General features: G+C 72.3%; 13 protein-coding genes. 11 read left to right on the forward strand and 2 right to left on the reverse strand.

Translation table 11 applies throughout. The features are described from left to right. Window positions 1-529 (forward strand): ATP-binding protein (locus tag ADY01_RS01250; RefSeq protein WP_049564284.1); only part of this gene is annotated, 529 nt, incomplete at its 5' end. Window positions 530-560: 31 nt separating this feature from the next. Here ADY01_RS01250 and ADY01_RS01255 read toward each other — a convergent pair. Further along, complete coding sequence (locus tag ADY01_RS01255; protein WP_049564287.1) at window positions 561-1,040, reverse strand: MarR family winged helix-turn-helix transcriptional regulator; 480 nt, start codon at window positions 1,038-1,040, stop codon at window positions 561-563. A gap of 71 nt (window positions 1,041-1,111) precedes the next feature. Between ADY01_RS01255 and ADY01_RS01260 the strand changes: the two genes are divergently transcribed. The 3 genes from ADY01_RS01260 (at window position 1,112) to ADY01_RS01270 (ending at window position 5,323) form a co-directional block, all read left to right on the forward strand. After that, window positions 1,112-1,456, forward strand: coding sequence for a DUF3817 domain-containing protein (locus tag ADY01_RS01260; RefSeq protein ID WP_049564290.1), 345 nt, complete (start codon window positions 1,112-1,114; stop codon window positions 1,454-1,456). A gap of 127 nt (window positions 1,457-1,583) precedes the next feature. Further along, window positions 1,584-3,392, forward strand: a complete 1,809-nt coding sequence (locus ADY01_RS01265) for a glycosyltransferase family 2 protein (RefSeq protein WP_078899903.1) — start codon at window positions 1,584-1,586, stop codon at window positions 3,390-3,392. After that, window positions 3,389-5,323, forward strand: a complete 1,935-nt coding sequence (locus ADY01_RS01270) for a kelch motif-containing protein (protein WP_049564292.1) — start codon at window positions 3,389-3,391, stop codon at window positions 5,321-5,323. Before ADY01_RS01265 ends, ADY01_RS01270 begins: the two co-directional genes overlap by 4 nt. Before the next feature lie 26 nt (window positions 5,324-5,349). Here the strand turns inward: ADY01_RS01270 and ADY01_RS01275 are convergent, their stop codons facing one another. After that, entirely contained in the window at window positions 5,350-6,366 is a 1,017-nt protein-coding gene (locus ADY01_RS01275; RefSeq protein ID WP_049564294.1) for a glycoside hydrolase family 6 protein, read from the reverse strand. An 80-nt stretch (window positions 6,367-6,446) separates the two neighbouring features. Here ADY01_RS01275 and ADY01_RS01280 point away from each other — a divergent pair, with 80 nt between their 5' ends. From ADY01_RS01280 to ADY01_RS01310, 7 genes are all read left to right on the forward strand, one after another. After that, window positions 6,447-7,013: a MarR family winged helix-turn-helix transcriptional regulator gene (locus ADY01_RS01280; RefSeq protein ID WP_049564297.1), complete on the forward strand. Its 567-nt coding sequence runs from the start codon at window positions 6,447-6,449 to the stop codon at window positions 7,011-7,013. Between the two features lie 18 nt (window positions 7,014-7,031). Then, on the forward strand, window positions 7,032-7,385 hold the full coding sequence (locus ADY01_RS01285) for a DUF3817 domain-containing protein (protein ID WP_049564300.1): 354 nt from the start codon (window positions 7,032-7,034) through the stop codon (window positions 7,383-7,385). Window positions 7,386-7,469: 84 nt separating this feature from the next. After that, a complete protein-coding gene (locus ADY01_RS01290; RefSeq protein WP_049564302.1) occupies window positions 7,470-9,170 on the forward strand; it encodes an acyl-CoA mutase large subunit family protein in 1,701 nt (566 codons plus the stop codon). Between the two features lie 86 nt (window positions 9,171-9,256). Next, on the forward strand, window positions 9,257-10,237 hold the full coding sequence (locus ADY01_RS01295) for a tetratricopeptide repeat protein (RefSeq protein WP_049564305.1): 981 nt from the start codon (window positions 9,257-9,259) through the stop codon (window positions 10,235-10,237). Between the two features lie 484 nt (window positions 10,238-10,721). Next, window positions 10,722-11,339, forward strand: coding sequence for a DUF6230 family protein (locus ADY01_RS01300; protein WP_049564307.1), 618 nt, complete (start codon window positions 10,722-10,724; stop codon window positions 11,337-11,339). A 135-nt stretch (window positions 11,340-11,474) separates the two neighbouring features. Continuing rightward, a complete protein-coding gene (locus ADY01_RS01305) occupies window positions 11,475-12,065 on the forward strand; it encodes a DUF6114 domain-containing protein (RefSeq protein ID WP_049564309.1) in 591 nt (196 codons plus the stop codon). 82 nt (window positions 12,066-12,147) lie between these two features. Next, window positions 12,148-13,443, forward strand: coding sequence for a hypothetical protein (locus ADY01_RS01310; RefSeq protein ID WP_049564312.1), 1,296 nt, complete (start codon window positions 12,148-12,150; stop codon window positions 13,441-13,443). The last annotated feature ends 18 nt before the right edge of the window (window positions 13,444-13,461 follow it).

Below are 13,461 nucleotides of genomic sequence, written 5' to 3' on the forward strand. Positions count from 1 at the left end.
GGCCTCGCTGGTCGCCGAGGACGTCGAGGGGCGGGTGGGGGACCCGCACCCGGTGCGGCTGGCCGAGCTCTCCGAGGCCACCGTCACCGGCTCGCACGGCCAGCTCTGCCGGATCCTGGGGAACCTGGTGGACAACGGGCAGCGGCACGCCGCCTCGGCCGTGCGCGTCTCGCTGCGGCGGGAGGGCGGCGAGGCGGTGCTTGAGGTCGCGGACGACGGGACGGGCGTGCCCGAGGCGGACCGGGAGCGGATCTTCCAGCGGTTCGTGCGGCTCGACGACGCCCGCAGCAGGGACGACGGCGGCGCGGGGCTCGGCCTGGCGATCGCCAGGGACGTGGCCGCCCGCCACGGCGGCAGCCTCACGGTGGGCGCGGCCCCCGAGGGCGGGGCCCTCTTCGCCCTGCGCCTTCCGGTCGTCGAGGGCGGCGACCCCGCCGAGCCCGAGGAGTCGGGCGTCGAGGAGTCGGGCGACGAGGAGCGGGGGAACGAGGAGCGGGGCACGGAGCCGAGCGGGAGCGGCGGCCGGTGATGCGGGCGGCCGGTGACTCAGCTCGCCGGACTCACTGGGGCCGGCCGCGCTCGGCGTGCAGGTGCTCGGCGACCGGGACCAGCGCGTGGTACAGGCTTTCGAGACCCTCGGGGGTGAGCAGGTCCACGAAGTGGCGGCGGACGGACGCCACGTGGTGGGGGGCGACCTCGCGCATGGTGCCCCAGCCCCGCTCGGTGAGCACCGCGAACAGGCCGCGCTTGTCGGAGTCGCAGTTCTCGCGGCGGACGAGGCCGCTCCGCTCCATGCGGGTGATCTGGTGGGAGAGCCTGCTCTTGGACTGGAGCGTCGCGGCGGCCAGGTCGCTCATGCGCATCCGGTGCTCGGCGGACTCGGAGAGGTTGACCAGGATCTCGTAGTCGTTGATGGTCAGGCCGAACGGCTGGAGGTCCCGTTCCAGCCGGTGCGTGAGCAGCCTGCTGACCTCCAGATGGGTGCGCCAGGCGCGCTGCTCGGCGTCACTGAGCCAGCGAGTGCCGCTTTCCGTGTCCATAACGGGCACTCTAACCAAAGGCCGGGGCCCGGCCGGATCGATCGGTTCGCGGACTGAGAGAATCGGGTCCCATGGACCTCAAGACCGCATCCGCCCTGCGCAGGCTCCGGCTGGTGTCCGCCCCCGAGGCGGTCTCCTTCCTCGTGCTGCTGGTCTGCTCCGTGCTCAAGCGGACCACCGACTTCGACGCGGTGCCGGTGATGGGAGCCATCCACGGCATCCTGTTCATCGGCTACGTGCTCTTCTGGGCCGACGCGTGGAACCGCGCCAAGTGGCCGCTGCCCACCGCCGCCTGGTACTTCCTGATGTCCGTCCTGCCCACCGGCGGCTTCTTCGCCGAGCGGCGGCTGCGCCGGGAGCAGGACGCCGCGGTGATCGCCGCCCGCGCCCGCCGCGAGGGCGTCGTCAACACCTGACGGGCCCGGCCTCCCCCGGACGCCGCCCTTCATCGCTCACTCGGACCCTCCTGGTTCGACAGGGGCCGCGGCCTGACGTGTCGTTGGATACGTCGGTTCTGCGGCTTTTGTACCTGAGGAGGGCGTTGTGCGGCGTGCGGGCTACGACTACGAGACCTACAGCTGTCTTGCCGGCCCTCTCGCCGAGCCCGGACCGGGGTACCGGGTGCGCTACCGCACCCTGATCTCCCGCGAGCCCCACCGAATACGGGCCACGCTGCTGATGACCCTGGCGCCGCTGCTCTCCGCGGTGCTGCTGGTCTGGCTGGTGCACCCCAGCCACTGGACGGACCGGGACCACGCGTCCTGGTGGCTGCTGGCCGCCGACGCGGTGATGCTGGTGAGCGTCGGGCTGGTCGAGCTGTTCCGCCTGGTCAACGTGGTCTCCGTCGCGCACGCCACGCTGGTGGCCCGCGACCCGGTGCCCGTGGTCCCCGAGACCGGCACGCGCGTCGCGTTCCTCACGACCTATGTGCCGGGCAAGGAGCCGCTGGCCATGGTGCGCGCCACCCTGGAGGGCGCCGCCGGGCTGCGGCACCGCGGCCCGTTCGACGTCTGGCTGCTGGACGAGGGCGACGACCCCGAGGCGCGCGCCCTGTGCGCCGACCTCGGCGTGCGCCACTTCAGCCGCAAGGGCGTCGCCGCCTGGAACCGCCCCAGCGGACCGCACCGCGCCCGCACCAAGCACGGCAACTACAACTCCTGGCTCGACGCGCACGGCGACGAGTACGACTTCTTCGCCTCGGTCGACACCGACCACGTGCCGCTGCCCGACTACCTGGAGCGGATGCTCGGCTACTTCCGCGACCCCGACGTGGCCTTCGTCGTCGGCCCCCAGGTCTACGGGAACTACACGGCCGCCGTCACCAAGGCCGCGGAGAGCCAGCAGTTCCTGTTCCACGCGCTCATCCAGCGGGCGGGCAACCGCTACGGCTCGCCGATGTTCGTGGGCACCAACAACGCCGTGCGGATCAGCGCGGTGCAGGGCATCGGCGGCCTGGTCGACTCCGTCACCGAGGACATGGCCACCGGCTTCGAGCTGCACCGCGCCGTCAACCCGGACACCGGCAACCGCTGGCGCTCCGTCTACACCCCCGACGTGCTCGCGGTCGGCGAGGGGCCCTCCTCCTGGACCGACTTCTTCTCCCAGCAGCACCGCTGGTCGCGCGGCACCTACGAGACCATCCTGCGCCAGTACGGGCGGGGGCCGCGCCGCCACCGGGTGGGGCCGGCGTTCCACTACTCGCTGATGCTCGCCTTCTACCCGATGGCGGCCGTCACCTGGGCGCTCGGCGCCCTGGGGTGCGCGCTCTACCTGGTGCTCGGCGCCTCGGGAACGCAGGTCGCCTCGTCCGTGTGGATGATGCTCTACAGCGACGTGGCCGCGCTCCAGATCGGCCTGTACATGTGGAACAGGCGCCACAACGTCTCCCCGCACGAGCCGGCCGGTTCCTCCGGCGCCGCGGGCATGGTCATGTCCGCGCTCTCCGCGCCCGTCTACACCCGCTCGCTGCTGGACGCCCTGCTGCGTCGCCGCAGCGGGTTCGTCGTCACCCCCAAGGGCGGCGCGGCCAGCCCCGACCGGGCGGCGACGTTCCGCCTGCACCTGTTCTGGGCGGGCGTGCTGGCCGCCGCGCTGCTGGCCTCGGTCGTCCTGGGGAACACCCACGCCGCCATGCGGATCTGGGCGCTGATCGCCCTGGCCGTGGCGCTGGCCCCGGCCGTCGCCTGGTGGCTGACCGACGTGCACGCGGGGAACGCCGCGGACCGGGCGGCCACCGAGCCCCCCGCCGCGGAGACCACGGAGCCCACGGAGAGCCCGGAGACCGCAGGAAGCACAGGAAGCACAGGAAGCACCGAGGACACGCCACGACGACCCGTGGGAGCTGACGCATGAGGTACCGCCCGAGCAGCCGGACGAAGAAGACCGCCATCGGCACCGGAGCCACCCTGCTGCTGGCCGCGCTCAACGTGCCCGCCGCGCTGAGCTTCGCCCAGGACCGGCTGCACGAGTACCGCATCTCGCGGCCCGAGTACATGGCCGAGTACGGCGTCTGGGACGTCGTCGACGTGCCCGAGGAGTTCCGCACCAGCGCCATCCACGCGGCCCTGCTGCGCACCGGCAAGGTCCTGCTGATCGCCGGCTCGGGCAACAAGGAGGAGGAGTTCGACGCCGGGACCTTCCGCACGATCCTGTGGGATCCGGAGGAGAACACGTTCAGCGAGGTGCCCACGCCCGAGGACCTGTTCTGCGCGGGCCATGCCGCGCTGCCCGACGGCCGGCTGCTGGTCGCCGGCGGTACGGCCCGTTACGAGGTGTTGGGCGACGACGTCACCCACGCGGGCGGGGGGATGCTCCTGAAGAACGAGAACCCCGACCGGGAACACGCGTTCCCCAGGGGCACCCGCCTCCGTTCGCCCTCCGGACGCGAGTACGTCACCGAGACGGCGGTCACCGTGCCCGCCGCGGCCAAGGAGGAGTCCGGCGGCGAGGTGGAGATCACCGCGGGCGAGGTGCGGGTGTTCGTGGTGGCGGCCGACGAGGGCGAGGAGGGCGTGGCGAAGGACCCGGCGCAGTACGAGATCGCCGGCCTCACCGGCGAGGACGCCGACAACCTCTACGGCCTGGCCGGGGAGATCACGCTGGACGACCAGGACTTCCAGGGCATCGACGCCGCCTACGAGTTCGACCCCGAGGCGGAGCGCTATGTCCCGGTGGACCCGATGGGCGAGGCCCGCTGGTACCCCACGCTGACCACCCTGCCCGACGGCCGGGTGCTGACCGTCTCGGGCCTGGACGAGGTCGGCGAGGTGGTGCCCGGCATCAACGAGATCTACGACCCGGTGACCAAGACCTGGTCCGAGGGGCCCGAGCGGTACTTCCCCACCTACCCGGCGCTCTTCCTCACCCAGGGCGGCGAGATCTTCTACACCGGCTCCAACGCGGGCTACGGCCCCGCCGACGAGGGCCGGGACCCGGGCCTGTGGGATCTGGAGACGAACACGTTCACCGAGGTGGGCGGCCTCACCGACCCCGACCAGCTGGAGACCTCGGCCTCGCTGCTGCTGCCCCCGGCCCAGGACCAGCGGTTCATGGTGCTGGGCGGCGGCGGGGTCGGGGAGTCGGAGAAGGCGACCGGCCGGACCGCGATCATCGACCTGAACGAGGAGGCCCCCGCGTTCGCGGACGGCCCCTCGCTGCCGCAGGGCACGCGGTACCTCAGCAGCGTGATCCTCCCCGACGACACCGTCTTCACCTCGGGCGGCTCCGAGGACTACCGGGGGCGCGGCCTGAGCGACATCCTCAAGGCCCAGTTCTACGACCCCGCGGCGAACGCGTTCCGCCCGGCCGCGGCGCCCACCGTGGGCCGCAACTACCACTCCGAGGCGCTGCTGCTGCCCGACGGGCGGGTCGCCACCTTCGGCTCCGACCCGCTCTTCGGGGACGCGGCGAACACGCGGATGGGTGAGTTCGAGAAGCGCATCGAGGTCTACACCCCGCCCTACCTCAAGGGCGGCCGGGAGGAGACGCGGCCCGTGCTCGGTGAGGGACCCGAGAGCGCCGGGCTCGGCGGGACGGCGACCTTCGCGACCGAGCACCCCGAGCGGATCGAGACGGCCCGCCTGATGCGGCCGAGCGCCGTCACGCACACCACGGACGTGGAGCAGCGCTCCATCCAGCTGGAGGTCGAACGCGGCGAGGGCCGGGCGACGTTCACCCTCCCCGACGACCCCTCGCTGGTGCCCCCCGGCTGGTACATGCTCTTCGTGACGGACGCCGAGGGCACGCCCTCGGAGGCCAGGTGGATCCAGGTCCTTGGAGAGTAGAGCCCCGGAGAGTAGGGCCTCTGGGATCACGCGTCGGCGTTGCGGGCCAGGTCCAGGGCGTACTCCGGCCACCAGCGGCCGGCCCGGGGGCCGCCGCGGCACTCGCCGTCGGACTCCCCCGGCCGCTTGATCCACAGGTACGCGTCCACCAGCGGGTCGCCGGTCTCCGTCGTCGGGGGGGTGCCCAGCGCCCGGCCCGGCGGGTTGCACCAGGGTTCCGCGTCGCCCTCGTAGGGCCCGTTCCCGTTGCGGCTGGTGTCGATGACGAAGTGCGCCCCGCCCAGCAGCGAGGAGAGGTCGCGGCCGTACGCGGCGCTGGCGTCCAGCGTCTGGAAGTTGGCGACGTTCAGGGCGAAGCCGTCCGCCCGCGCGACGCCGGAGCGGGTCAGGGCGTCGGCGAGGCGGTCGGGGTCGGCGATCCAGCTGGGGTTGCCCGCGTCGAGGTACACCCGGGTGTTCGGCTGGGCCGTGAGGGCCTCCACGGCGGAGGCCAGCAGGTCGAAGCGCTCGGTCAGGTACATGCGGTCCGTGCAGCCGTCGGCGGTGTGCGGCACCGCGTCGGGCTCCAGGACCACGATGGCGCGCGCCGTCCCGATGGCCTCGGCGAACGACCCGATCCACCGCTCGTACGCCTCCGCGCCGGCCGCGCCGCCCTGCGAATACTGGCCGCAGTCGCGGTGCGGGATGTTGTACGCGACCAGCACGGCGGTCCTGCCCGCCTCGGTGGCCGCCTCGGTGACCGTCCGCACGCGGGGGCCGGGGTCCTCCTCGCCGGGCGGCCAGGTCGCCATCGGCCGCTCGGAGATCCGGCGCAGCAGCTCCGCGTCCTCCTCGCGCCCGGCCCGTTCCCAGGTGGCGACCTGCCGCGCCGCCGGGCTGTCCGGGTCCACCCAGAACTCCCCGCCACCCGCGGCGGGTTCGGTGGAGTCCCCGGCCGGGGCCCCCGCCCTGCCGTCGCCGGAGGAGCAGCCGAGGACGAAGACGGTCAGCAGGAGGAACGCCGCGACGCCGAGCGGGCGGGGGGAACGGAGAGGGCCGCACATGGCGTCATCGTGCCATGACGGAGCGTTGCCGCCGGGCAGCGCCACCACGCCGGTATGACTAAGCCGGTAGGGTCGCCGACGTGCCCAAGCCGCTCAGCCTTCCCTTCGACCCCATCGCCCGCGCCGACGACCTGTGGCAGAGACGCTGGGGGACGGTGCCGTCGATGGCCGCCATCACCTCGGTCATGCGGGCCCACCAGATCCTGCTCGCCGAGGTCGACGCGGTGGTCAAGCCGTACGGGCTCACCTTCGCGCGGTACGAGGCGCTGGTGCTGCTGAGCTTCAGCAGGGCCGGGGAGCTGGCCATGTCCAAGATCGGCGAGCGGCTCATGGTGCACCCCACCTCGGTGACCAACACGGTGGACCGGCTGGTGCGCTCGGGCCTGGTCACCAAGCGGCCCAACCCGCACGACGGCCGCGGCATCCTGGCCTCGATCACCGAGGAGGGGCGCCGGGTCTGCGAGGCGGCCACCCGGGACCTGATGGCGATGGACTTCGGGCTCGGCGCCTACGACGACGAGGAGTGCCGGGAGATCTTCGCGCTGCTGCGCCCGCTGCGGGTGGCCGCGAAGGACTTCGAGGCGGCCCCCGAGGTGCTGGTCCCCGCCTCCGGGAACGAGGGGGCAGGGGAGGAACGCCCCGAATGACCCGATAGGCTCGCCCGCATGAAGCGGAGTGTGCTCACGCGGTACCGCGTCATGGCCTATGTCACCGCCGTGATGCTGCTGGTCCTGTGTACCTGCATGGTCTTCAAGTACGGGTTCGATCAGGGCGAGGACCTCACCCTGATGGTCTCGCAGGTGCACGGGCTGCTGTTCATGATCTACCTGGTCTTCGCGTTCGACCTGGGTCACAAGGCGCGCTGGCCGTTCGGCAAGCTGCTGTGGGTGCTGCTCTCGGGCACCATCCCGTTCGCCGCCTTCGTGGTCGAGCGGCGGGTCTCGGTCGAGGTCGCGCCGCTGGTCGAGGGCGAGGACGAGGGCAACCCCGCCGAGCCGGTCAAGCAGGTCGGGGCGTAACCGGCCCGTGCCCCGCCCCTTCCGGGTGAACCGGGAGGGGCATCGCGCTCGACAGATAGTTGGACGTCCAAGTAAATTGGCCGCATGGACGCACACGACATCACGGCGGGCCGCCGACGCTGGCAGGCCCGCTACGACGCGGCCCGCACCCGGGACGCCGACTTCACCACGCTCTCCGGGGACCCCGTTGAGCCCGTGTACGGACCGCGCCCCGCCGACAGGTACGAGGGCTTCGACCGCATCGGCTGGCCGGGGGAGTTCCCCTTCACCCGCGGCCTCTACCCCACCGGGTACCGCGGCAGGACGTGGACGATCCGCCAGTTCGCCGGCTTCGGGAACGCGGAGCAGACCAACGAGCGGTACCGCATGATCCTGGACGCGGGCGGCGGCGGGCTCTCCGTCGCGTTCGACATGCCCACGCTGATGGGCCGCGACTCCGACGACCCCCGCTCGCTCGGCGAGGTCGGCCACTGCGGCGTCGCGATCGACTCGGCCGCCGACATGGATGTCCTCTTCCGGGGGATTCCGCTGGGCGAGGTCACCACCTCGATGACGATCAGCGGCCCGGCCGTCCCCCTCTTCTGCATGTACCTGGTCGCCGCCGAGCGCCAGGGCGCCGACACCTCCGCGCTGGACGGCACGCTCCAGACCGACATCTTCAAGGAGTACATCGCGCAGAAGGAGTGGCTCTTCGGCCCGGAGCCCCACCTGCGGCTCATCGGCGACCTCATGGAGTTCTGCGCCGGGAACGTCCCGACCTACAAGCCGCTCTCCGTCTCCGGGTACCACATCAGGGAGGCGGGCTCCACGGCCGCCCAGGAGCTCGCGTACACCCTGGCCGACGGCTTCGGATACGTGGAGCTCGGCCTCAGCCGCGGCCTCGACGTCAACACGTTCGCCCCCGGCCTCTCCTTCTTCTTCGACGCGCACCTCGACTTCTTCGAGGAGATCGCCAAGTTCCGCGCCGCCCGGCGGATCTGGGCGCGCTGGATGCGCGACGAGTACGGCGCCACCAGCGAGCGCGCGCAGTGGCTGCGCTTCCACACCCAGACCGCGGGGGTCTCCCTCACCGCGCAGCAGCCCTACAACAACGTGGTCCGCACCGCCGTCGAGGCCCTGTCCGCCATCCTCGGCGGGACGAACTCCCTGCACACCAACGCGCTGGACGAGACCCTGGCCCTGCCCAGCGAGCGCGCCGCCGAGATCGCGCTCCGCACCCAGCAGGTGCTGATGGAGGAGACCGGCGTCACCAACGTCGCCGATCCGCTGGGCGGCTCCTGGTACGTCGAGCAGCTGACCGACCGGATCGAGGCCGAGGCCGAGAAGGTCTTCGCCGAGATCGTCGAACGCGGCAGGCGGGCCGTCCCCGAGGGGAACTTCCCCGTGGGGCCCGTCACCTCCGGGCTGCTCAGCGGCATCGAGGACGGCTGGTTCACCGGGCAGATCGCCGAGTCGGCCTTCCGCTACCAGCAGTCGCTGGAGAAGGGGGACAAGCGCGTCGTCGGCGTCAACGCCCACACCGGGTCGGTCACCGGCGACCTGGAGATCCTGCGCGTCAGCCACGAGGTCGAGCGTGAGCAGGTCCGCGCGCTGGCCGAGCGCCGGGGCGCCCGCGACGACTCGGCGGTGCGCGCCGCGCTGGACGCCCTGCTGGCGGCGGCCCGCTCCGGGGAGAACATGGTCCCGCCCATGCTGGTCGCGGCGCGGGCCGAGGCGACGCTCGGCGAGATCTGCGGGGTCCTGCGCGAGGAGTGGGGCACCTGGACGGAGCCGGCCGGCTTCTGAGCGGCGGCACCGCGGAGGGGCGGCCTTCCGCCCGACGCGTCCGGGGCCCGTACCCGAACGGCTCCGGAAGGGGGGAGACTGGTCCCATGCAGCCACGCAATATGTCCATGAGCGGAGCCGTTGACCTCTCCGCGGTGAAGGCGGCCGCCGAGGCCAAGCAGAAGGCCGAGCAGGCCCGCGCTCAGCGGGCGGCGGCCGGACCGGAGGGTGGGCAGCAGGCGGGCGCCGCGGCCTCGCTGGTCATCGACGTCGACGAGGCGGGCTTCGAGCAGGAGGTGCTGCAACGCAGCACCGAGGTGCCCGTCGTCATCGACTTCTGGGCCGAGTGGTGCCAGCCCTGCAAGCAGCTGAGCCCCATCATCGAACGGCTGGCCCAGGAGTACGCCGGGCGGTTCGTGCTCGCCAGAATCGACGTCGATGCCAACCAGATGCTCTTCCAGCAGTTCGGCGTGCAGGGCATCCCGGCGGTCTTCGCCGTGATCGCCGGGCAGGCGCTCCCCCTCTTCCAGGGCGCGGCGCCCGAGCCGCAGGTCCGCCAGGTGCTCGACCAGCTGATCGCGGCGGCCGAGCAGCGCTTCGGCATCGTCGGCGCCCCGGTCGACCCCGAGGCCGACGGGGTCGAGCCCCAGCCGCAGGCCGAGCCCGAGCCGCCCGTCAACCCCACGCTCGCCGCGGCCCACGCCGCGCTCGACGCCGGGGACCTGAGCGGCGCGGTCCGGGCCTACGAGAATGTGCTGACCGAGGAGCCGGGGAACCTGGAGGCTCAACTCGGCCTCGCCCAAGCCCAGTTGCTCGGCCGGGTGCAGGACGTGGACGCCGACCGCGTGCGCAAGGACGCGGCCGAGCGGCCCGACGACGTCACCGCTCAACTGGCCGTCGCCGACCTGGACCTGCTCGGTGGCCACGTCGAGGACGCGTTCGGCAGGCTGGTCGGCACCGTGCAGCGGACCGTCGGCGAGGAGCGGGACGCCGCGCGGCTCCGGCTGCTCGAACTGTTCGAGGTCGTCGGCGCCGACGACCCGCGGGTGATCGCCGCCCGCGGCGCCCTGGCGCGCGTCCTCTTCTGATGGCACCCTTCCTTCCGAGCTGACCCCTTCTCATCTGCGAACAGCGGCCGCGCTTTACCAAAACTTGGCAAACGTGGCCGCTGTCACCTTCCGTGACGCCCCTGCGCGTTCCCGCGGTCGTTTCTGCCCGATTGGTGCGCCCGTGCGCCTTTCGTTGCCGTGCACGCTCCGTGCGCGACCGGGGACGTTCTCCACGGAATGGCCACATGGGTATTACCGGCAAGTAACGAACCCCTTGTGCGTGTCCGTGAGATGCACCACGATCGCTCAAGCCGATGGAGCCACGCGTCGGCCTCGGATCAGGGGGGTTCCCGTCAGCCGGCGGGACCTGGTCCGCAGCGAGCCGCGCAGACCCCACGGCGGCCAGTGGCTGTCGCCGGGGTGCAGCCCGGGGGCAACGCGCTTCTCCTCTCCATGCGCCGAACGCCTGCTGACCACAGTTCGCACGCCGTACGGAGATGTTCGTCCGAGAAGGAGGAAAGTCATGGAGTCACAGGCTCGCGGCGGCACCAGATGGCGGCGTTTCGGGCTGGTCATGGTGCCGAGCGTGGCCGCGACGGCAGTCATAGGCATCGCCCTCTCCCAGGGGGCGCTGGCCGCTTCGTTCGCGGTATCGGGGCAGGAGTTCAAGGTCAGCGCCGACCGGTTGGTCGGCGAGGGGTTCGTCCAGTACGGCACGGTCATCAGACCCGCCGGTGGCGATCACCGGGCGGTCGCGGTCTCGGCGTTCGACAGCGCCACGATCACCGACCTCTGCCAGTCGGTGGTGATCCCCGGGGTTCCGTTCCTCGGTGAGATGACCGTCAGGATCGCGGCCGGGACGGACCCGGGCGATCCGGTGCTGGCGGAGAACCTCTTCATCGATCTCGAACAGCTCAACGCGGATGCCGAGTTCACCAACATCGACATCGGCGTCAGCGTGGACGACACCACCAAGGGCCCCGCCCCGTCGGGCGATACGCTGCCCGGCTCCTTCGCGCAGCAGGCCGACCGGGCGGTGCTCGAGGGTATCGAGCAGACCGCGTGGGCCACATCCGCCGGCACGTTCAAGCTCACTGATCTCAGCCTGAGCCTGCACAGAGGCGAGAACGAATGCTTCTGACGGCATGAGTGGTTTCCCTGGGGCGGAGCCGCTCGCCGTCTCCGCCCCAGGGAGCCGAACACCGCGCCACCGCCGCGGCAGGCAGCCGTATCGTGCATCCCGCCAATGAACCGCGCCATCAGGGGAGTACGTGCCGTGAGCACCAACACCGAGGGTTTGTCCATCAGTTCGCTCCTCACCAGAGGACGCGTCGCCTTCCGGCACTTCCGGTGGCGGCGGCCGTTCTGGGCCGGTCTCTTCACCATGATCGCCGGGCTGCCCATCGGCTACATCCCCTATCGGAACGTCACCCTCGGCGACCTCACCATCCGCATGGCCACCACGGCGGGCGCCGGGTCGCTGGTCATCGGCGTCCTGCTCTGCGTGCTGGGCCTGACCATGTGGTTCCAGCCGCATGTGCGGATATTCGCCGGTGTCGCGGCGATCCTGCTGGCCCTGGTCTCCCTCATCGTGTCGAACTTCGGCGGGTTCGTCGTGGGATACCTGTTCGGTCTGATCGGCGGCGCCATGAGCGTCGCGTGGATGCCGGGGGACAACACCGCCGCGGCGGCGGAGGCCGGAACCGCGAAGTCAGAGACCGCGATGTCCGACACCGCCGGGGAGCGTGCGGGGGATATCGAGCCGCCGGCCGCGACGCCTGGGACGGGCAGTGCGCTGGCCGGCTTCGAGGGGGCCGCTCCCGAGCGAGGGAAGGACCCGGAGAAGGGGATTCAACGTGCCGAGTGACGAGATATCCACGCTGGCGACGGCGGATGACGGGGGGCCCCGGCACGGCTCCGCGAGTAGATCGCTCCTGAGGCGGCTCCAGATGCCCGTCGGGAAGGCCATCGCATTGGCGGCGATGCCCTCGGCCGCGCTGCTGGGGATGGGGTTCACCTCGCCCCTGGCCAAGGCCGACCAGCAGCCGGAGAGTCCGTTCCTCGGCGACTCGTGCGTGGAGGTCCCCGACGCGGAGCTGGAGGAGGAGGTCCCCGACGCGGAGCTGGAGGAGGAGGCCCCCGCCGGGGAGCGGGAGGCCCCGGAGGAGCCGGAGGAATCCGAAGAGCCGGAGGAGCCGGAGGAGCCGGAGGAGTCCGAGCGGCCGGAGGCCCCGGAGGAGTCCGAGCGGGCCCCGGAGGGCGAGACCGAGGATCCGCGCCAGGAGGGCGGCCGGACCGAGGAGGAGCCCGAGGACCAGGACGCGGCCCCCGAGGCGGCGAGCCCGACCGAACCCGAGGGCGACGACGCCGGGGCCCCCGACGCCGAGGGCGCCGAGGAGGGGCTCGACCCGCGGGATCCGCTGGGCCTCGGACAGGGCCTGGAGGACCTGGGCGACGGGCTGGGAGACCTGCTCGACCCCCGCGGTGACGACGCCGACGAGCAGCAGCCGGAGGAGCCCGAGGCACCGCCCCAGGCGCCGGAGGAGCCCGATGCGCCCGAGGCGCCGGCGGAGCCCGAGGAGCCGGAAGGCGGCGCCGGGGACGAGGCGCCGGAGGAGCAGGACCCCGAGGACGAGGGCGAGGACGACGGCCAGGACGAGGCCGGAGCCGGGGACGGGGGGCGGGGCTCCGAGGAGGAGCGGGAGGCGGCGGACGCCGACCCGGCGGCGCCGGAGGAGGACGGCCGGGTGCCGCTGCCCTGCCCGATCCAGGGCCTGGTCGAGGGCACCGACGAGCGGACGCCGCTGCCGCTGCCCAACGCCGCCTGGTACCTGGAGGCGACCTCGCTGACCCTCCACGGCCTGAGCTACGAGGGGGTCGTCAACGTCACCACGCCCAACGGCACGGTCAAGCAGGCGCTCAAGTTCACCGCGGACGCGCTGGACATCGGCGACCTGCACCAGATCGTCGACGCCGGGAGCGGGGCGCGGCACCATGTGGCCACCGACCCCGGGACCGTCTCGACCTTCCGCGGCGGCACGGTGACGATGTACACCGAGCGCCTGGAGGGGAACCTGTTCGGCCTCATCCCGACCGTCTACGACCCCGAGAACCAGCCGCCGCTCGACCTCCCGTTCGCGCACTTCACGGACGTGTCCGTCACGCAGGCGGGCCAGTTCGGCGGGACGCTGACCATGCAGGGCATGCACATCTACACCACCGACGACGGGCCGACCGTGCCCTGACCCCGGCCGGCCCCGCGG

Source organism: Streptomyces sp. SBT349 (assembly GCF_001083795.1).
GTDB lineage: Bacteria > Actinomycetota > Actinomycetes > Streptomycetales > Streptomycetaceae > Streptomyces.